The sequence below is a fragment of the Alteripontixanthobacter muriae genome (assembly GCF_013336795.1).
Lineage (GTDB): Bacteria > Pseudomonadota > Alphaproteobacteria > Sphingomonadales > Sphingomonadaceae > Pseudopontixanthobacter > Pseudopontixanthobacter muriae.
In genome coordinates this window covers 278951-298181 of sequence record NZ_JAAFZT010000035.1, presented here as the reverse complement: position 1 = coordinate 298181, position 19231 = coordinate 278951, and the positions used below count along the sequence as shown (strand labels likewise).

Sequence of the window (19231 nt, the reverse complement as noted above, 5' to 3'; positions counted from 1 at the left end):
GATCATCCCTTGCGGAACGGCGTCCTGTCACTGAGCATGAGGCTGTCCACAGCCACGCCTTCACGCTCCTGCGCCAGATAATCGTCCACCGCAGCGCGAAAGCCCGGGTCGGCAATGAAGTGGGCCGACCATGTCTGCACGGGTTCATATCCGCGCGCCAGCTTGTGCCCGCCCTGAGCGCCAGCCTCTACACGCTGCAGGCCGCGTTCGATTGCGGCGTCGATGGCCTGATAGTAACACAGTTCGAAATGCAGGAAGCGGATATCCTGCGTGCAGCCCCAGTAACGACCGTAAACCGCCGTGCCGCCGATGAAGTTCAGCGCACCCGCGACTGGTTCGCCATCCTGATAGGCCATGACCAGCATCAGCGCATCGCCCATGCGTTCACCCAGTAAAGTGAAAGCTTCACGCGTCAGATAGGGCGTGCCCCATTTTCGCGCGCCGGTATCCTGGTAGAACACCCAGAACGCATCCCAATCCGCTTCTTGTATGTCATCCCCTGAAAGACGGCGGATCGCCAGGCCGGCTTGTGCAGCCGCACGTTCCTTGCGCAAATCCTTGCGCTTCCGCGACGAAAGGGCGCCAAGAAAATCGTCAAAGCTGTCGTAGCCGCGGTTTTCCCAATGAAACTGGATGTCGTTGCGCAGCAGCCAGCCTGCGTCGGCGAAGGCCGAACGGCGGGAGGGTTCGATGAAGGTCGCATGGGCGGAGGAGAAGCCGTTGCGTGTCACCACCTGCTCTGCCGCGCGCAGCAACGGCAAGGCGAACTTGTCATCCGCGACCAGAATGCGCGGGCCGGTGGCAGGAGTGAACGGAGCGGCAATCTGCAGCTTGGGATAATAGCGCCCACCGGCCCGCTGATAGGCATCGGCCCAGGCATGATCGAAGACATATTCGCCCTGGCTATGCGCCTTGGCATAGGCCGGCAGGGCGCCAAGCAGCCTCCCCCTCGCATCTTCGAGCAGGATCGGTGCCGGTTGCCAGCCGGTATGAGGACCGACGCTGCCGGAATCTTCCATTGCGGTGAGGAATGCGTGCGACATGAACGGGTTGCCTGTCCCGGCCACTGAATCCCAAGCGGTGCGATCCACTTCTCCGACTGAGCCTGCGATGCGCGCAACGAGATCGCCTTCGCTCACGATTGCGCTCCGGCCATCAATCCTTCGGAAGGCAACAGGCCGGTGCCTTCCGCGATGGGCGCGTCGGCATGGAGCGCGGCACGTTCACGCAATTCGGGCGAGCGAACTGTCCAGCTGAGTATCGGCATACCAGCCGCCCTGTGCCGGGCGGCAAATGCAGACGGCAGGTCGCGAATGTCCACGGCCAGGAAGTCGGGGCGGGCATGTCGCATGGCGAGCGATCTTTTCAGCCGCCCTTGCCAGCCCCGCTCACCTTCTTCGGTCACGACCAGACCGCGCGGGATACCGGGGGCGAAGCGGGCGAACCATGCGCCTACTCTCGGATCAAAGCTCATGACCGCGATGTTGCTGGACGGCGAACTGACGATCGCGCGGCTGACCGAGTGACAGATCGGGCCGTGCGGCAGATTTGCGCGTGACTTGATCTCTACCAGCACCGGCACCCGACCTGCAATTTGCCTCAGCACCTCGCCCAGAGGAGCGATTGCATCATTGCCGCCGGTGAGAGGAATTGATGCAAGTTCCGATGCACTGCGCTTCGCGACCGGCCCACATTCGCCGGTCAGACGGTCCAGTTCCCAATCGTGAAACACCACCGCCTGATCGTCGGCGCTGCGCTGGACGTCGCATTCCACGCCCAAGCCGCGCTCGGCAGCTGCTTCAAACGCAGATAGCGAGTTTTCCACCAGCACTCTGCCGCCGGCCATCGTGCCATGCAGCCCGCGATGAGCATAGACGTGGCCGGTCAGCCAGCCTGTCCTGTTCGGGTCTCTATCAGTCCTGCCGGATGGCAACGATCGCATCCACTTCGACCGGCACGCCCAGCGGAAGCACCGGCACACCGACGGCGCTGCGGGCATGGCGGCCAGCTTCGCCGAAAATTTCGAACATCAGGTCGGACGCTCCATTCGCCACCTTGGGCTGATCCTTGAAGTCGCCAGCCGAACTGACGAAAGCGCCCAGTTTCAGGATGCTTTCCACCTTGTCGAGCGATCCCAGCGCGTTCTTCAGCTGCGCTAGGATCATGATCCCGCAGGCGCGCGCCGCGGCTGTACCATCATCAAGGGACACGTCCTCACCCAATCGGCCCGTCACGAGCTTGCCGTCGATGAAGGGAAGCTGGCCCGAAACGTAAGCCAGCCCGCCATGCACCACCACCGGCTTGTAGCTGGCGACGGGCGCTGCCGCTTCGGGCAAATCGATGCCAAGGGCCTGAAGGCGTTGATCAATGCTCATGCGGATAGTTCCTCTTGCTGTATGTCGCTGTCCAGCCAATCGAGCAGCCAGGGCAGCGCGTCGTTCCAATTGTCGATACGGGCATGGGCATGGCCGGCCGCATGCGCGCAGTCGATATGCGGAGCGAGCCTCGGCTCCGCACAGAGATGCAGGCGCGTGACATGCGGGACGACATCCGATGCCGAGCGGTGATGCTGCGCCAGATCGTCGATGAAAACGGCCTTGATGGGCCGGTACTCCTCAAGGATCGCCTGAATTGCAGGACCTTTCGGACCCTGGTTGGTGAAAACCCGCGCGTTCAGCCCCGCAGTGGCGATTTGCCGGGTGCGGCTTTCCTGCCGGTCATCGGTAAGGTTCGTCAGAATGACCACGTCTGCATGTTCGGCCAGCCGGTTCAGGGCGGGGATAGCCCCGTCGACAGGATCCTGCCGGTCCATTTCCGTGTCGAAGAACTTGCCCAGCAGTCGCCAGATGTCGCGCTCGGGCACAAGATCTCCGCTTTCCTGCCAACGCATCGCTTCTGCAAAGCTGTTGCCTTCCAGTTTGAAGTGAACGCCCTGCTCTTCACCCAGCCAGTCGGCGAAATGGCTCACCATTCTCAGCAGCACCTCGTCGCAATCGGAAATGACCAGCGGGCGATTGGGCAAGCCCGCTGCGGAAATATCGGCATTGCTCGGAGCATTCATCGGATCAGTCCTTCATGGGCTGCGACCAGATCCTGCGGCGTGACGTTCAGCGCATCCGCTGCGAGCACGAGATCGGGTTCGTGATTGGCGAGAAATTCGAGCACGGCGGCCTGCACGTCCCTGCTGCCGAGGCCGTCGCGCAAAACCTGCGGGGTGAGGCCGGTCAGCGTCAGCAGCCGTTCTGCCCGATCGGGATCGCTCAGGATCCACCCCAGCGCCGACAATGCCAGCGCTTCGGGATCCTTGCGGTCATGTGCATTCGGGTCGGACATCTGCCTGCCTTGGTGCTACGTAGTTGAGGGGATCGGCGGTTGCAGCGATCATGGGGCCATTCATTTCGGGTTTCGTGTATGCAGCCGCAAGGGTAAAGGGGCAAGAATGGACAAATCCGCAGGAAACACCGCCGCAGATAACAGCCAGCGTATTCTCGTAGTCGAAGATAATGATCTGAACAGAAAGCTGTTCTGCGACGTCTTGCGCGCCGGCGGATACGCTGTCGAACCGGTTGCAGATGGCGGCGAGGTGCTGAGCGCAGCACGCCGTTTCGCACCCGACCTGACGATCATGGACATCCAATTGCCGGGCATTTCCGGCATCGACCTGATCACGGCGCTCAAATCCGATACGGCGCTTTCCGATACTCCGGTTCTGGCCGTCACCGCTTATGCGGGAAAGGGTGACGAAGACCGGATCCGCGCCGCCGGAGCACAGGATTATCTGTCCAAACCCGTTTCGATCGGGCCATTCATGGCTGCGGTGAGGCGGCTGCTTCCTGCCACCGGCTGAGCCGCGCGGGCGGGTGCAGGACTTGACAATCCGCTGCCTTGCCCTCTTTCCAGACCTGCAAGACATGGACGAGCAAACCGCTCGCCGCCCAAGGATAGATTGGAATTTTCGATGGACCGTGCCGAAACAGACCGTCGCATTCGCGAACAGCTCGAACCCTTCAACAAGAAAGGGATCGCGGTTGCCGACGACACCAGCTTCGCCAGGGATCTGGAGTTCGACAGCCTGACCGTCATGGACTTCGTGGCCGCTATCGAAGATGAATTCGACATCATCATCAGCATGAACCAGCAGGCGGAAATCGAGACTTACGGCCAGCTGGTCGATGCCGTCCATGCCATGCGGAAGGACGACGCATGAGCGAAGGCGTAATGCAGGCGGACCAGCCGCCGGTTATCGAGGCTGCACCTGCAGGCGACCTGTTCGCCAAGTTCGACGGGCTGATCGCCATGCGCGAAGGCCTGCTGAAGGCCGGGCAGGAGGACCCCTTCAGCCTGGTCATGGAGCAGGTGCTTTCGCCCACCCGCGCGATCTGCAACGGACGCGAGACGATCCTGCTCGGCACCTATAATTACATGGGCATGACTTTCGACCCCGACGTCATCGCGGCGGGCAAGCAGGCGCTCGCCGATTTCGGCACCGGCACTACCGGCAGCCGCGTTCTGAACGGCACCTATCAGGGCCACCGCGAGTGCGAGGACGCGCTGCGCGAATTCTACGGCATGGATCATGCCATGGTGTTCTCCACCGGATATCAGGCCAATCTGGGGATCATCTCCACCATCGCTGGCAAGGGCGATTACATCATCCTCGACATCGACAGCCATGCCAGCATCTGGGATGGCTGCGCGCTCGGCAATGCCGAGGTGGTGCCCTTCAGGCACAACGATATCGATGCCATGGAAAAGCGCCTCAAGCGCATCCCCGAAGGCGCGGGCAAGCTGGTGATCCTGGAAGGCGTCTATTCCATGCTGGGCGACATCGCTCCGCTCAAGGAGATGGTCGCCGTCGCCAAGAAGCACGGCGCGATGGTCCTGGTGGACGAGGCCCATTCCATGGGCTTCATCGGCGAGAACGGACGCGGTGTTGCCGAGGATGCCGGCGTCATGGACGATGTCGATTTCATCATCGGCACTTTTTCGAAGAGCGTCGGCACGGTCGGCGGTTTCTGCGTTTCCAATCACCCGAAGTTCGAGATCATGCGGCTGGTCTGCCGCCCCTATGTCTTCACTGCCAGCCTGCCGCCTTCAGTCGTGGCGACTGCGTCGGCCAGCATCCGCAAGCTGATGGCCGGCGCGGAAAAGCGGGCACACCTGTGGAAGAACTCGCGCCGACTGCATGGCGGGCTGAAAGCACTCGGGTTCGAACTCGGCACGGGTGAGGCCCAGAGTGCGATCGTCGCGGTCATCATGCCGGATCTCGAGAAGGGTGCCGCCATGTGGCAGGCATTGCTGCATGAGGGGCTCTACGTGAATTTGGCGCGGCCCCCGGCAACCCCTGCGAACATGACGCTGCTGCGCTGTTCGCTTTGTGCAGAGCATAGCGATGAAGAGGTGGAGACGATCCTCGGCATGTTCGAGCGGGCCGGGAAGACCGTCGGGATCATCTGAAACGCTTTCCGTAGCGGAAAGCAACAAGACACGACAGGTCGGCAAAATCTGCGCAAACGATTTGCGTTCATGCACGGTTCACTCGAATATTACGGCGTGAGAGCGGCTGTGATTGCGGATCAATGAAGAACGATGAAAGCATAAGCTGCGCTCTCAACTAAAATTATCAAGCTGCAGCCCTTATTTCGTATACAGAACAGGCGCAGATCGCTATATCTGTACTGTACTATGAAACAGCCGTTCGAAGATCTTCGGCTTTAACTCTTTTGCTGAGAGCTTCTTCTATAAGGAAGCTCTTTTCTAACATAAATTTGCCTTTCGGCGCTTGGAACCATCGTGTCGTCTGCTGCTTCTGTCTGTGTAGGATAAATAAATCCACAGGCAAAAACAGGTGAAAGACATATGGCTGAAATTCCGGTAGAAAAGAAATCCAGCATGGGATGGCTTTGGGTATTGCTTGCCCTGCTCATCCTCGCGCTCCTCGCATGGTGGCTGCTCGACAGTGACGACGAAGCCGTCGAATACGCTGAAACCGACGCCGTCGTGGCCGCACCGGTCGAGCCCGTAGCGGCAGGCGCAGGCATGCTGGCGGTTGGCGAAAGCGTCGATCTGGACAACATCCGCGTAACATCGCTTGCTGGCGACATGGCGTTCAATGCCGACGTGAACGGGCAGAACATGCTCGTCCTGTTCGACCAGACGCCCACCCCCGGTGACGCGACCGAAGGCGAATATGACATCAACCCGGGTTCGATGCTGAACATCGAAGGTTCGGTACGTTCGGCCAGCGATCCGCTTCCCGAAGGTGTGATGGCGGAAATTCCGGCCGGAACCGACCGCTATATCTATGCCGACAGCATCGAAATGGTGAGCTGATCTTTCCACGCTGAAAGACACTCCACCCGAAACAAATCAGAAGGAATATTTTTATGCGACACGACTCACGCTATGACGATCTCGACACGCTCGATCACTATGAACTCGAGCACAAATCGCAGGACATCCGCGGCCGGCCTCTGGTAAGCCCCGAAGGCAAGAAGTTCGGCATCATCAAGGACCTGCTGGTCGATAAGAGCCACAACCGCGTCACCGCCATTCGTCTTGACGATGGCCGTGCCTGTGCCGTCGAACCGCTGGTCATCCATGACAATTCGGTTGTCTATGGCGAAGCAGCGGTTGCCCATGCTAAGACCGGCGGATCCGCGGTTTCGGAAGAAGTCGTCCCCGTCGTCGAGGAACAGGTTGCCATCGGCAAGCGCGTCGCCGACCATGGCCGCGACATCACTGTCACCTCGCATGTCGTGAAGGACAAGGTGAGCGAAGACGTGCACCTGCGTGACGAACACGTCTCGGTCGACAAGCGCCCGGTGAACCGTGACGTGACCGGCAAGGAAGCCGACGCCCTGCTGAAGGGCAAGACCGTCTCCATGACCGAACGCGACGAAGAAGTCGTCGTCGGCAAGAAGGCCGTGGTCACAGACGAAGTGGTGGTCAAGAAGACCGCCGACGACCGGGTGGAACATGTGGACGAAACCGTTCGCCGCACCGAAGTCGACGTCGACAGGGACGGCAAGACCCGCCGCTGATCGGCAGGTAACTCGCTGACACTATCGGGGGCCGGTTGCCATTGCGTGACCGGCCCCTTTTGTATTCAACATTCAAGGAACACAGATCATGGCAGACAGAAAAGACCCCCGGAACGAACCGGGCGGCAAGCTGGTCGAGGAAGTGGCCATCCCTGTCGTCGAAGAACGGGTGGCAATCGACAAGCGGATCATCGAAGGGCAGACCGTCACCGTCACCACGCGGCCAGTAAGCAGCAATGAAACCGTCTCCGAGCAAGTCACGAAGGAAACGGTCTCCGTCGAACGTGTGCCGGTAAATACCGTCGTCGATGCCATTCCCGAGATCCGGCGCGAGGGCGATCTGACAGTCATTCCGGTGGTCGAAGAACGTCTCGTCGTCACCAAGCATCTTGTGCTCAGTGAAGAGATTCACCTGCGCAAGACAAGCGAAACTGTTACGGATGAAAAGACTGTCGAACTGCGGCGTACCGAGGTGGATATCGGCAAATGAGGCGGAACAGGCAGCGCGCCTGACCGTCCTTATGTCGAGAAAGACCCTGATCTGGAGTAATCAAGATGGCAACGATCCGCAGCGGTAGCGCAAAATACGATGGGCTCGGCAAGGATGGCAAAGGCCATGTGTCGACCGAGAGCGGAGTGCTGAACAGCCAGCCCTACGGCTTCAACACCCGTTTCGAAGATGCCCCAGGCACCAATCCCGAGGAACTGATCGCGGCGGCCCATGCGAGCTGTTTCACCATGGCGCTGTCCTTTGCCCTGGCGAAGGCTGGCCATGAGAAAGGCAATCTGGAAACAAGTGCGAAGGTCAGTCTCGAAAAGGACGGCGACGGGTTCAAGATCACGAGATCGGCCCTGACGCTGACCGGCAAAGTCAACGGCATGGACAAGAGCAAGTTCGAGGAGCTGGCCAGGGAAGCCAAGGCAAACTGCCCGGTATCGAAGCTGCTGGACGCCGAGATCACTCTCGACACAAGCTTCACCAGCTGAAACCTACAACCGGCCGTCGGGGCTGGTTACAGTATCGCATGGGGACGGCTCTGCGCTGTCCCCATCGCCCAATTGGGTCAGAACCAGGAAGCCGCCCACCACCAGCAGCACGAAAGCGGCCGTGACCATTCCGAGATACCGGTCGATGAAGCGCTTGATCGGCGCCCCGAACAAGCGGAACAGCAGGCCGACCGTGATGAAAATCATGCCCCGCCCCGCTATGCTGGCCAGGATGAAGGGGATCAGCGCCATTTCGATGAAGCCGGCGGTGATTGTCAGAAGTTTGAACGGCACCGGAGTCGCACCGGCAATGAGAATGACCTCCACGTCATATTCGCGCAGGTAACAGGCAGCGACCGGGAAGCTTTCCGTCAGACCCAGAAATGTGATGATTTGCGCTCCAAGGGCATCGTACAACCCATAGCCGATCGCATATCCCAACAACGCCCCGGCCACGGATGCAGCCGTGGCGATGATGCCGAAGCGCAGCGCCTTCTTCGGTTCCGCCAGGCACATCAACCCCAGCAGCGGATGCGGAGGAATGGGGAAGAAGCTCGATTCGATGAAGCAGATGAAGGCAAGCCACCAGACCGCATGGCGATGCGCGGCCTTTTCCATCGTCCAGTTGTAAAGGCTGCGTAGCATGTCGGCTCGATCGGTTAGCGGGAAAGGCGCTGCTTAGACGCGGGACCAATCCGCCGCAACGCTCATTATTTAACCTCTATGGTTATTTTATGTTGACACCGTGACGCTCTTTGGTTAGGGAAAAGGAACATCGCGATAGTCCGAATCGAAACGGCCCCTCGGCAGCAGGCTTGAAGCCGCGCTCTCGGCCCAGACTTCGGTATGCTCTCGCGACGCTAATCGACAATCAGCAACAGGGATGGGTGGCCGATGGTCAAGAAATCCGCTGCCGGTGCAGCGCGCCGGCGGCCCGGTCCGCAGTGGCGCAAGGGCTTCCTCGATGCGCTGGCCCAGACATCGAATGTGGCCGCCGCCGCACGGCGCGCCAAGGTCGATGTCAGCATGCCGTATCGCCTTCGCAGGCAGGATCCGGAATTCGCCGCCGCCTGGTTCGACGCCTTGTGCGAGGGTTATGATAACCTTGAGATGGACCTGCTGCACCGGCTGCGGGTCGGAGAACTGGAGGGCGGCGACAAGGCAAAGGCACGCGCCAAGCGCAAGTTCGACAACGGAACCGCCTTCCGTCTGCTTGCCGCTCACCGCGAGACGGTGAAGCGGCAACGCGCCATTCGGGAGATCGAGGACGAGGAGGCGATCTTCGCTTCGATAAATGCCAAGCTCGACGCGATGCAGGCGCGCGAGCAGACCATCACCGCCCTTGTCGAGGAAGACGGGGTATACCGGGTGAGCGGCGGTGAACAGCCGGACGGCAGCGAGCCTTTATCGTGAATGCGACCGGGCGGCTGCGCTTCTTGCTGACCCTGCCGCACGAGGAACGCATGATCTTCCTATCCGGACTGTCGGACAAGGAACGGGACGATCTGCGCTGGCACTGGAGCTTGTGGGCCCGGCCCGAGCAGTTGCCGCCACCGGGCGACTGGAGCATCTGGCTGATCTGCGCCGGGCGAGGCTTCGGCAAGACGCGCGCAGGCGCTGAATGGGTGCAGCAGGTCGCCCGGCGCAATCCGGACGCGCGGATCGCGCTGATCGGAGCCTCGATCGGCGAGGTGCGGCAGGTGCTGGTCGAGGGCGAAAGCGGCATACTCGCCGCCTGCGCGCCGCATCGCCAGCCGGAGTTCGAACCTTCGCGCAAGCGGATCGTCTGGGCCAATGGGGCACAGGCAACCATCTATTCTGCCGCCGAACCGGAGAGCCTTCGCGGGCCGCAACATAGCCATGCTCGCCGGGCAGGCGCAGAAAGAATTCTTTGTTAACGAGGCGCATGCGCTGGCGGATATTCTCCTGCATGCTTGCGTCGAAGGTGAAAGCGCCCTTCCGCCCGCCGAGCCACGCGAAGGCGAGTGCTGGATCGTCGGGGCTTCCGCCAGCGGTTCATGGCACGGGCATGACGGCGAAATTGCAGGGTATCAGGCAGCTAACTGGCTCTTCATCAAGCCCGCCCCCGGCATGCAGATCCACGATCACGCCGCGTCACAGAACCTGTTTTATTCGAACGGGTGGCGACGGGTTCCGGCAATACCGCCAGTAGAGGGCGGCACCACCATTGATCTTGAGGCTCGGAATACTATCGCCAGGCTCATCGAAGCACTGGAAACAGCGAAACTACTGCCCCCGCCCGCCGGGAACAATTGACAATCCGCTTCGTTACGGCGCCACAGGAGGGTTTATTCACGGCACCTTTTTTGCAGCGGCTTCGCCATTCGATGCTTTCTTGCAACAGTTCTCGAAGAATGCCCGCTTGCCACCCTCCGGTGGAGAAGTTAGAAAACACGCCACTCGGTGGAATTAGTTTCGCTATAAAGGGGATTTATCTAATGCGGAAACTCGTCATAGGAATGGCGATGGCTTCGACGGCCCTTGCGTCGCCAGCCCTCGCGCGCGACGGACAATGGTACGTCGAGCTCGATGGTGGCGCAATGATCGTCGAAGACATCGATCTTGATGTCGATGGTGGTGCAGACACCATCACGGCTGACACGGACTACGGCTACGACGCCGGCGGTATCGTCGGTTACGACTTCGGTCCCGTTCGTCTCGAAGCTGAAGCCAGCTATCGCGATGCGGATATCGACAATCTGATCGTCGGCCCCGGTGGCGTTCTCGTCGGCAACGGGACCTCCGGCGCAGGCACCTTCGCCTCGGACGGTTCGGTCAACGCCCTCAGCTTCATGCTGAACGGCCTTGCTGATTTCGGCGATGATGACAGCCTTCAGGGCTTCGTGGGTGGCGGTGTGGGCGTTGCCCGTACCGATCTGGATTCTTCTATCCAGGTTTCGGCTCCGGATGCGTTCAATGATTCCGACACCGGCTTCGCCTGGCAGATTCTTGCAGGCGTTCGCGCTCCTCTGAATGACAGTGTGGATGTCGGCCTCAAGTATCGCATGTTCACGGCGGAAGATGTTCAGCTCATCGACGCTCTGGGCCGGGATATCGACGGTAAGCTGCGTACGCATTCCATTCTGGGAACGCTGACGTTCAACTTCGGTGGCGAAGAGATCCTTCCCCCGCCGCCCCCGCCGCCGCCGCCGCCCCCGCCGCCGCCTCCCCCGCCGCCGCCTCCCCCGCCGCCCCCGGCTGCGGTGCAGTGCAACACGGGTCCGTATATCGTCTTCTTCAACTGGGACGAATCGACGATCACGCCGGAAGCGGCTTCGATCCTCGACAATGCGGCAACGGCATATCGTAATTGCGGTAATGCATCGGTCATGCTGGCTGGTTACACCGATCGTTCGGGTACCGTCGCTTATAACCTCGGCCTTGCTGAGCGTCGTAACGACTCGGTCCGCGCTTACCTTACCGGTCGCGGTCTCCCGACAAGCAACATCAACAGCGAAGCTCTTGGTGAAGCAAACCCCCGCGTTCCGACCGCCGATGGTGTTCGCGAACTCCAGAACCGTCGTGTGGAAATCACATACGGTCCGGGCTCGGGCATGTAATTTTCGCGGCAAGCGAAAAGAAAAAGGAAAGGGGCCGGAGAAATCCGGCCCCTTTTTCGTTGGTCATATAGTTCCGATTATAATCAGGAGAGATCATGACCCGTAATCTAGCGACAAGCCTCGCCGCTGCGACACTGATGTTGGCAGGCTGCTCTACCTTCAGCGACATGACTGAGCAGACGATCGCAACAGCCGACCTCATCAACGCAGACGGTACACAGGTAGGCACCGCGCGACTGCTGGAGCGAGGCGAAACAATGTCAATCGCCGTGACTACCACTGCCGTTCCCGCTGGCGTGCACGGCTTCCACCTGCACACGACTGGACAGTGCGCCCGCCCGGACTTCACATCAGCCGGCGGGCACCTGAACCCGACTGATCAGGAGCATGGAACGCTCAATCCCGCTGGCGCGCACCTTGGAGACCTTCCAAATCTCCGCGTGGAGCCGTCCGGCAGGGCTTCCTTGACCGCCGATCTTACCGGAACTCGTGCGCAAGTGCTGAATTGGATCTTCGATGCAGATGGCACTGCAGTGATGATTCACAGCGGCCCCGATGACTATCGTACCGAACCGGCTGGTGACGCAGGCCCACGTATTGCGTGCGGGGTCCTTACCCGTTCGTAATGTCTTCTTCCCCGGCGTCGCGTGCAATCCGGACCATGTTTGCACTCGCCGCCGGGACTAGCCTGATAGCTGCCAACAGCAATACGAAGCCGATTGGAGCAGCCCACAACGTTGCGAGCACTCCTTTGCCAAGATCATCACCGTTCAAAGCCGACACATAGCCAGCCGTGAACGGTCCGAGAGCGAGTCCCACCAAGGTTGTCGCCAGAAAGAACGTCGCGGTGGCAATGCCGCGCATCCTCGGCAGGACCAGTGCCTGGCTTGTAGCGGCAGCAGCGCCCAGCGCCGATGCCGACAACATCTGGGCCATGAAAGCAAGAATGTAGAAGAGCGTCAGATCGTCAGTATTAAACATCAGATATGCTACGGGCACCGGCGTGAGCAGCCCGAACATGATGACGAAGACGCGGCCTGAAGCATACCGCTCGAACAGGTAATCGGCGACACGGCCGCCGAGAATAACCCCGAGGAAACCGGCCACAGCTGCCGGAGCGCCGATCGCCAGGCCCAGTTCGGTTTTGGGAACCAGGAAAACACGTTCAGCATAAGGAGCGGTCCAGTACGACATCGTATAGGCCGTGAACGCCACCATGCCATAGCCGAGGATCGTGCACAGAAAGGCCGGCGATGCCCACGTAAGGCGGAACGTGGGCAGGTCGCGCGAGTGCAGGGCGACGACCCAGCTGAAGATTGCATAATACCCCACGCCGAGGAAGACCCACTGGTCTCGAACTCCGGTGAGCACAATCAGTGCCCAAGCGACACATGCAATTGCAATCCCGCCGGCTATGTTGATTGCCAGAGCGCCCATTCCTCGCATGCCAGCACCGATCAGGGTGAAAGGCGGAATGATCTGCAGCAATTCCTGAAAAAATCCGCGAAATGGGTGCGGGTCGTGCTTGGTCGGCAATCCGTCTATTGCTCCGCGGATAGGCTCGCGCAGCGTAAGAACCCATATGGCCAGCAGCAGGCCTGGCAGACCCACAGCGATGAAGGCGACCTGCCAACCGGCCAGATCGAACGGTCCACCTCCCGGATAGCTCTCGTTCCACTTCTCGACGATCAGACCGCCGATCAGCAGGGAAATGCCGCCGCCGATGTAAAGCCCTGAGGAGTAGATGGCGAGAGCCGTCGCCCGTAGCCTTGCCGGGAACCAGTCGGAAATCAGTGAGTAGGCAGAGGGGCTTGCCGTGGCCTCGCCGATCCCCACCCCTGCGCGGGCAAAGGTCAGCACTGCGCCATTCTTCGCAAAGCCAGACAGCGCCGTCATCGTCGACCACAGCGCCAGTCCGATGCTCATCAGTCGAACCCGTTTCCAGCTATCCGCCAATTTACCCAGGGGAATACCGAAAAGCGCATAGAATACGGCGAATGCCGTGCCGTAAAGGAAGCCGAGGTAGTCATCCTCCACTCCCAGATCGGCCTTGATGTCATTCGCGAGTATCGAAAGTATCTGGCGATCGATGAAATTTAGAACGTAGACCAGGACCAGGACGCTGAGGGCATACCAGCTATAGGCCGCTACCGGTTGGTTTGCATCCGCTGTGACCGGTGGAGCCTGCTCTGCGTTCAATCGATCTCTCCCGTCCGCCCTAGTTCGCCGGCTATTCTTCGGCGTAGGCAGTATTGTCCATCAATCCCGCTTCGGTAAAGCCCTTTCGGCGCAGGCGACAACTGTCGCATGTGCCGCAGGCCAAGCCCTCGGGCGCGGGATCGTAGCAGGACCAGCTCCAGGCAGGATCAAGCGAGAGGCGCGCCGCTTCGCGGGCGATGTCCGCCTTGCTCATATGCTGCAACGGAGCGTGGATGCGAAACCCTTCACCTTCGACCCCCGCTCTGGTCGCCAGGCGTGCCGTTTTCTCGAAAGAAGCGATGAATTCCGGCCGGCAATCGGGATAACCGGAATAGTCCAGAGCGTTCACCCCGATGAATATGTCCGAAGACCTGCTCGCTTCCGCGAACGCAGTGGTCAGCGCAAGAAACACGAGGTTCCGTGCCGGAACATAGGTGACAGGGATCCCCTCCGCCACACCGGATTTCGGAACGGCGATGTCAGCCGTCAGGGCAGAGCCGCCGAAGGGCCGCATATCCAGCGGCATCACGATATGGCGCGCGGCGCCCAATTTTTCCGCTATGAGTTTTGCAGCTTCGATCTCGCAGGCATGGCGCTGCCCGTAATTCACCGTGAGAGCATGGATCGCGAAACCCTGCTCCGCGGCGAGTGCAGCCGAAACCATGGAGTCCAGGCCGCCCGAAAGCAGCACGACCGCGATGCTGTCCTGTGTTGACTTCATGTCACTTGCGCTAGGGTGAAGGCCTGCAGCCTACAACGCATTTCTTCCGCGCAGCTATCTCTAGCGGCACGCCCCTGTCCGGCGAGCTTCCGCCGAAAGCTCGAACGGCATGCCGCCTGATATGCCCTGGCTATCGATCTGTACGAGACTTGCTGTCTCCTTACGGATGCTGGTCCGCCCGTATCCATTCCCCTGGCATGTATACTGAACGGTCACCTGCTTCGCCCCATTCTCGACCACGAACCGGCTGCAATCGCTTCCGCCATGCTTCAGCTTGATCAATTCCTGCCCGCTTCTCACGCAAACGTTTCTCGGACCAGAACCGCTACGGTACCGCAGCTGCCAGAGTCCGCGCTCGACACTGCTCAACATCGGCAATTCGGGTGCCTGCGCAATCGCTGGATACCCGGAGATCGCCACGGGTAGGGCGAGCAGTGCTGCCAATAAACGCATCATGCCGAAAGAGCCGACACGCTCCGATAAATCACGGATCATCATCTTCTTTTCCATTCCTAAGCAGTGGCTGGCGTTCGGACGAGAGGCGACCGGGCATAAGCTGGCGCGTCAGGTAATCTCGAACGTCTTCGAGCAGAACGCACAGTCCACCATTATTTTCCCGTCGTCGTCCCTCATCTCATCCTGTTCCGCTGCAGGGAAGCGAGAGATGATGGATCGGTAATGCTCAACCGAGCAACGGCACCCTCGTTCCAGCCTGGTGCCCGTCTGTATCCTTACTTCATCCTCCTCGTGAAACAGTCGCCAGACGAGAGCTTCAAGAGAAAGATCCGCATCTGCCAATTCGTCATGCCGGATACTGCCCGCCATGACCGCAACGTGATCCCACTCGGGATGGTCGAGGCGTACGTGCAGCCGTTCCCGGCCTTCTTCGCCGTCTGCAAGGTGCTGTACGAGAAGACCGCCAGCGACGCAGCCGTTCGGTCCGGCCTGCACGGCTACTCGTATCAGCGTCGGAACCTGCTCGGATTGGACGAAATAGGACTCGCAAGCCTCCCCCAGAGTTTCACCCTCAAGCGGTACGATACCTTGATAGCGGCCTTTCCCCCCCGAACGATCGAAGGTCATGGCCAGATAACCCTCGCCAAACAGAGATTTCAGCGAAGGGTTGGCACCCAATTCGTTCAGCCGATCCGCATCAAAATCTATGTAGCCGCGCAATTCGCCGCCCTTATAGTCGCAGGCGAGCAGCCGGATTACGCCACCCTGTGTCTGGGCCTGCATCGTCATCTGACTGCCTTCTTCCTTGAGAAGGCTGCCGATCAGTGCGGACAGAACCAGTGCTTCGGCCAGGCAGTGGGTGATTGCCGGCGGATAATCGTGCGCCGCAAGGATCGCATCTATGGATCTGTCGAGTCTAACGGCACGACCGCGTGCGTTTCGCGACGCGATCGTGAACCCCATTACCTGGTCTGCATAGGTTTCTTCGGAACTGCGGGAAGGCGTGCGGATAGCTTGTGTCATCCGCACTCATATGGGTAAGCGTGTCCCAATTCAAAGACCTTGGGACTGCTGCGGTTCAGAGCTTTCCGAAACACCAGAGCAGAATCGATTTCTGTGCATGCACGCGATTTTCGGCTTCGTCGAACACCAGCGATTGCGAGCCTTCGAAGACTGTTTCGCTGACTTCCTCGCCGACATGCGCGGGAAGGCAGTGCAGGAACACCGCATCCGGTCTGGCTTTCGCCAGCAGGGTGTTGTCGACCTGATACGGAGCCATGGCCGCCAGTTTCGGCGCGGCGTGGTCCTGCCCCATCGAGACCCATGTATCGGTCACGATCACATCGGCATCGCTGGCCGCTTCGACCGGATCGCGCGTGACTGTCACACGCGCGCCGTTCTTGCGAGCTGCCGTTACGAACTCCGCGTCCGGATCGTACCCTTCCGGAACGGCTATCCGGACGTTGAACTTCAGCAAACCGGCAGCTTCCAGAATGGAATTCAGAACATTGTTCCCATCGCCCAGCCAGGCGAGTTCAAGACCCTGAAGCGTCTTGCCATGTTCCACCAGGGTCAGCAGGTCGGCCATGATCTGACACGGATGCGACCTATCCGTTAGGCCGTTGATTATCGGCACCGTGGCGTAATGTGCCAGTTCCTCGATCTTGGCGTGATCGTCGGTGCGGATCATGATGGCATCGACCATCCGGCTCAGGACGCGCGCCGTATCTGCAACGCTCTCCCCTCTGCCGATCTGCGTCGATCCAGCCTCCATGATAAGCGCGCTGCCACCCAATTGCCGCATGGCGACGTCGAAACTGACCCGCGTACGTGTCGAGTTCTTTTCGAAGATCATCGCCAGCAGATTGCCATCGAGCGGCCCATCAGGATCCCGTGCTCCCTTCGGCAGGTTTGCGCGCGCTGATTTGCGAGTAACGGCATCGTCGATCATTGCCGCCAGAGCATCGGAGCCGGCGGCGGATAGATCGAGGAAATGCCGGATGCTCATCAGGCCGCGTCCGGGATGACGTAGTCGTCGGCTCCGGCGGAGAGCTTGGCGAAAAACTCTTCGATTTCGGCATCGTCCAGGACCAAAGGCGGCAGCAATCGCAAGGTGTTGTCCCCGGCAGCAACGGTCAAAAGCTGGTGATTGTCACGCAGGTGGACGAAGAATGGACGGCTTTCCACCTTCATCTTCAGTCCCAGCATCAGACCCGCACCGCGTACGGATTCGAACAGGTCCGGATAATTCCCAATGAACTGTTCGAGCCCGCTGCGTAGCCGTTCGCCTTTGTCCCGGACACTTGCCAGAAATTCCTCATTCGCGACCGCTTCCATGACGGCGCTGCCGGCAGCCATTGCGAGGGGGTTGCCGCCATAAGTCGATCCATGGGTGCCGTAAGTCATTCCGCGCGCGGCCTTTTCCGTTGCGAGGCAGGCGCCCAGCGGAAAACCGCCGCCTATGCCCTTTGCAGTCGCCATGATGTCGGGAGTGACCCCGTACAATTCGTGGGCATAAAGTCTGCCGGTGCGGGCGACGCCGCATTGCACTTCATCCATGACCAGCATGAGATCGTGCTCATCGGCCAAAGCTCTTAGCCCGGACAGGAACTCCTGGCTTGCAGGGCGGATGCCGCCCTCTCCCTGGATCGGCTCGACAAGAAAGCCAGCGGTATTCGGACCCATCAGCGCCTTGGCCGATTCCAGATCGTTCCACTCAGCATAGCGGAAGCCCGGCAACAGCGGCTGGAATCCCTTATGCATTTTTTCCTGATTGGACGCGCTGATCGTGGCCATCGTGCGTCCGTGGAATGCGTTGGAAAAGGTGATCAGCTCCGTTCGGTTCTCGTCACCCCCGGACTGGTGATAGGCGCGCGCCGTCTTGATGGCGGTTTCGACCGCCTCGGCACCAGAATTGGTGAAGAAGACCGTGTCGGCGAAAGTGTTGTCGACCAGTTGCCGAGCAAGCCGCTCGCCTTGCGGGCTGCCATAGAGGTTGGAAACGTGCATGAGCGTTTCCGCCTGGCGCTGAATGGCGCCAATCAGGCCGGGATGGGAATGGCCGAGCAGATTGACTGCAATGCCGCTGGCGAAATCCAGATAGCGGGTGCCGTCTTCATCGATCAGGTGACAGTTCTCGCCACGTACCGGCCGCACATCGCAACGGGGGTAAACGGGCATCAGCGGGGTGATCGTCATGCAGGGTCATCCTTCGGACATTAGGTGCTTTGAACGCCGCGGTTAACGATGAATTCGGCGAGGTAGACCACCGCCTAAAACGACAAATGGCGGCTACCGTCAAGGAAGCCGCCATTGTCAGCGCGCATTGTAAGCGGCGTTGTTCAGACGAGATGGCAGGTCAGAAACCCCCGCACCTGCCCAATTTATCAACTCTGGATCGGCACCAGATTTACTGCGGAATGCTTGCCGCGGCGATCAACTTCAAGGTCGAACTCGAACTTGTCGCCTTCATTGATCTCGCGCAGACCCGAACGTTCTACCGCGCTGATATGTACGAAAGCATCAGGCTGACCGTCGTCACGAACGATGAAGCCGAAACCCTTCATGGCGTTGAAGAACTTGACCGTGCCGGTTGCCTTCTCACCGGTCAATTCGCGCTGCGGGGCTCCGCGCTCGGGGCGATCGCCGCCTGCGTTGCCACCACCGCCGCCGGAGACAGGAATCACATCGCCCACGACCTGCAGGTCCTGAGCGGAGATCTTGCCGCCGCGATCAACGAGGTTGAATTCGAGTTCCTGCCCTTCGGCAAGCCCTTCGAGACCCGCACGTTCGACAGCGCTGATGTGAACGAAAACGTCCTCGCCGCCGCCTTCCTGCGCAACGAAGCCGAAGCCTTTCTGCGAGTTGAAGAATTTGACGGTTCCCTTGCCGGTCCCGACGACCTGCGCCGGCATGCGGTTGAACCCGCCGCCTCCAGCACCGCCGCCCGGGCGTCCACCGCCAGCGCCGCCACCGAAGCCGCCGCCGCGATTGCCGCCACCGCCGAAACGGTCACCGCCGCCTCCGCCGCCGAAGCGATCACCACCGCCTCCGCCACCGAAACGGTCACCGCCGCCGAAGCGATCGCCGCCTCCGCCGAAACGGTCACCGCCGCCACCGAAATTATCACCGCCGCCACCGAAGGGGTCGAAGCTGTCTTCCCCGAATCCGTCGCGCTTGTCCCTGCCGCGGCCACGGCGGCCTTTATCGTAACCCATAGTCCAGAACGTACCTTCGTCTCGCCG

The 19231-nt window shown here is 60.3% G+C and carries 25 protein-coding genes; 12 read left to right on the top strand and 13 right to left on the bottom strand.

The genetic code is table 11. The features are described from left to right. Window positions 1–2: 2 nt before the first annotated feature. Genes G7A66_RS11425 through G7A66_RS11405 form a run of 5 tightly spaced genes read right to left on the bottom strand, consistent with a single transcriptional unit; the run spans window position 3 to window position 3333 of the window. Window positions 3–1139 (bottom strand): GNAT family N-acetyltransferase, encoded by a 1137-nt coding sequence (locus G7A66_RS11425; RefSeq protein ID WP_174295774.1) that lies wholly within the window; start codon window positions 1137–1139, stop codon window positions 3–5. Continuing rightward, a complete protein-coding gene (locus G7A66_RS11420) occupies window positions 1136–1942 on the bottom strand; it encodes a glycerophosphodiester phosphodiesterase family protein (RefSeq protein WP_174295773.1) in 807 nt (268 codons plus the stop codon). The genes G7A66_RS11425 and G7A66_RS11420 overlap by 4 nt, the downstream gene beginning before the upstream one ends. Then, on the bottom strand, window positions 1914–2375 hold the full coding sequence (locus G7A66_RS11415; protein WP_174295772.1) for a RidA family protein: 462 nt from the start codon (window positions 2373–2375) through the stop codon (window positions 1914–1916). Before G7A66_RS11415 ends, G7A66_RS11420 begins: the two co-directional genes overlap by 29 nt. Next, window positions 2372–3061, bottom strand: a complete 690-nt coding sequence (locus G7A66_RS11410) for an HAD family hydrolase (protein ID WP_174295771.1) — start codon at window positions 3059–3061, stop codon at window positions 2372–2374. The genes G7A66_RS11415 and G7A66_RS11410 overlap by 4 nt, the downstream gene beginning before the upstream one ends. Further along, a complete protein-coding gene (locus tag G7A66_RS11405; protein ID WP_174295770.1) occupies window positions 3058–3333 on the bottom strand; it encodes a DUF3572 domain-containing protein in 276 nt (91 codons plus the stop codon). Before G7A66_RS11405 ends, G7A66_RS11410 begins: the two co-directional genes overlap by 4 nt. Window positions 3334–3439: 106 nt before the next feature. Between G7A66_RS11405 and G7A66_RS11400 the strand changes: the two genes are divergently transcribed. From G7A66_RS11400 to G7A66_RS11370, 7 genes are all read left to right on the top strand, one after another. Then, window positions 3440–3847, top strand: a complete 408-nt coding sequence (locus G7A66_RS11400; RefSeq protein ID WP_174295769.1) for a response regulator — start codon at window positions 3440–3442, stop codon at window positions 3845–3847. A gap of 111 nt (window positions 3848–3958) precedes the next feature. Further along, window positions 3959–4207, top strand: coding sequence for an acyl carrier protein (locus tag G7A66_RS11395; protein ID WP_174296024.1), 249 nt, complete (start codon window positions 3959–3961; stop codon window positions 4205–4207). Then, window positions 4204–5457, top strand: coding sequence for a serine palmitoyltransferase (gene spt / locus G7A66_RS11390; RefSeq protein WP_174295768.1), 1254 nt, complete (start codon window positions 4204–4206; stop codon window positions 5455–5457). Before G7A66_RS11395 ends, spt begins: the two co-directional genes overlap by 4 nt. A gap of 402 nt (window positions 5458–5859) precedes the next feature. Further along, window positions 5860–6333, top strand: coding sequence for a hypothetical protein (locus G7A66_RS11385; protein WP_174295767.1), 474 nt, complete (start codon window positions 5860–5862; stop codon window positions 6331–6333). A 53-nt stretch (window positions 6334–6386) separates the two neighbouring features. Further along, entirely contained in the window at window positions 6387–7043 is a 657-nt protein-coding gene (locus G7A66_RS11380) for a YsnF/AvaK domain-containing protein (RefSeq protein ID WP_174295766.1), read from the top strand. 88 nt (window positions 7044–7131) lie between these two features. Beyond that, window positions 7132–7533, top strand: coding sequence for a YsnF/AvaK domain-containing protein (locus G7A66_RS11375; RefSeq protein WP_174295765.1), 402 nt, complete (start codon window positions 7132–7134; stop codon window positions 7531–7533). Window positions 7534–7598: 65 nt separating this feature from the next. Then, entirely contained in the window at window positions 7599–8030 is a 432-nt protein-coding gene (locus G7A66_RS11370) for an OsmC family protein (RefSeq protein ID WP_174295764.1), read from the top strand. A 3-nt stretch (window positions 8031–8033) separates the two neighbouring features. Here the strand turns inward: G7A66_RS11370 and G7A66_RS11365 are convergent, their stop codons facing one another. Next, entirely contained in the window at window positions 8034–8675 is a 642-nt protein-coding gene (locus G7A66_RS11365; RefSeq protein ID WP_174295763.1) for a YqaA family protein, read from the bottom strand. A gap of 249 nt (window positions 8676–8924) precedes the next feature. On the opposite strand from G7A66_RS11365, the gene G7A66_RS11360 reads away from it, so the two are divergent. The 5 genes from G7A66_RS11360 to G7A66_RS11340 all read left to right on the top strand — a co-directional run bounded on the left by G7A66_RS11360 (window position 8925) and on the right by G7A66_RS11340 (window position 12237). Beyond that, on the top strand, window positions 8925–9443 hold the full coding sequence (locus G7A66_RS11360; protein ID WP_174295762.1) for a hypothetical protein: 519 nt from the start codon (window positions 8925–8927) through the stop codon (window positions 9441–9443). Further along, the gene (locus tag G7A66_RS11355; protein ID WP_332310545.1) at window positions 9440–9928 is read left to right on the top strand and encodes a terminase large subunit domain-containing protein; all 489 of its coding nucleotides are present in this window, start codon (window positions 9440–9442) and stop codon (window positions 9926–9928) included. Before G7A66_RS11360 ends, G7A66_RS11355 begins: the two co-directional genes overlap by 4 nt. Next, window positions 9891–10307, top strand: a complete 417-nt coding sequence (locus G7A66_RS11350; protein ID WP_174295761.1) for a DUF2793 domain-containing protein — start codon at window positions 9891–9893, stop codon at window positions 10305–10307. The genes G7A66_RS11355 and G7A66_RS11350 overlap by 38 nt, the downstream gene beginning before the upstream one ends. Before the next feature lie 182 nt (window positions 10308–10489). Next, a complete protein-coding gene (locus G7A66_RS11345) occupies window positions 10490–11611 on the top strand; it encodes an OmpA family protein (RefSeq protein ID WP_174295760.1) in 1122 nt (373 codons plus the stop codon). 95 nt (window positions 11612–11706) lie between these two features. After that, complete coding sequence (locus tag G7A66_RS11340) at window positions 11707–12237, top strand: superoxide dismutase family protein (protein WP_174295759.1); 531 nt, start codon at window positions 11707–11709, stop codon at window positions 12235–12237. Here the strand turns inward: G7A66_RS11340 and G7A66_RS11335 are convergent. From G7A66_RS11335 to G7A66_RS14415, 7 genes are all read right to left on the bottom strand, one after another. After that, on the bottom strand, window positions 12224–13810 hold the full coding sequence (locus G7A66_RS11335) for an MFS transporter (RefSeq protein ID WP_174295758.1): 1587 nt from the start codon (window positions 13808–13810) through the stop codon (window positions 12224–12226). The two genes, G7A66_RS11340 and G7A66_RS11335, sit on opposite strands and share 14 nt — an antisense overlap. A gap of 31 nt (window positions 13811–13841) precedes the next feature. Next, the gene (queC, locus tag G7A66_RS11330) at window positions 13842–14531 is read right to left on the bottom strand and encodes a 7-cyano-7-deazaguanine synthase QueC (RefSeq protein ID WP_174295757.1); all 690 of its coding nucleotides are present in this window, start codon (window positions 14529–14531) and stop codon (window positions 13842–13844) included. 60 nt (window positions 14532–14591) lie between these two features. Beyond that, window positions 14592–15041 (bottom strand): DUF3617 domain-containing protein, encoded by a 450-nt coding sequence (locus G7A66_RS11325; RefSeq protein ID WP_232366823.1) that lies wholly within the window; start codon window positions 15039–15041, stop codon window positions 14592–14594. Between the two features lie 54 nt (window positions 15042–15095). Further along, the gene (gene hslO / locus G7A66_RS11320) at window positions 15096–16010 is read right to left on the bottom strand and encodes an Hsp33 family molecular chaperone HslO (protein WP_174295756.1); all 915 of its coding nucleotides are present in this window, start codon (window positions 16008–16010) and stop codon (window positions 15096–15098) included. Between the two features lie 55 nt (window positions 16011–16065). Beyond that, entirely contained in the window at window positions 16066–16995 is a 930-nt protein-coding gene (argF, locus tag G7A66_RS11315; protein WP_174295755.1) for an ornithine carbamoyltransferase, read from the bottom strand. Beyond that, window positions 16995–18185, bottom strand: a complete 1191-nt coding sequence (locus tag G7A66_RS11310; RefSeq protein ID WP_174295754.1) for an aspartate aminotransferase family protein — start codon at window positions 18183–18185, stop codon at window positions 16995–16997. The genes argF and G7A66_RS11310 overlap by 1 nt, the downstream gene beginning before the upstream one ends. A gap of 188 nt (window positions 18186–18373) precedes the next feature. After that, window positions 18374–19204: a cold-shock protein gene (locus G7A66_RS14415; protein WP_174295753.1), complete on the bottom strand. Its 831-nt coding sequence runs from the start codon at window positions 19202–19204 to the stop codon at window positions 18374–18376. Window positions 19205–19231 lie beyond the last annotated feature (27 nt).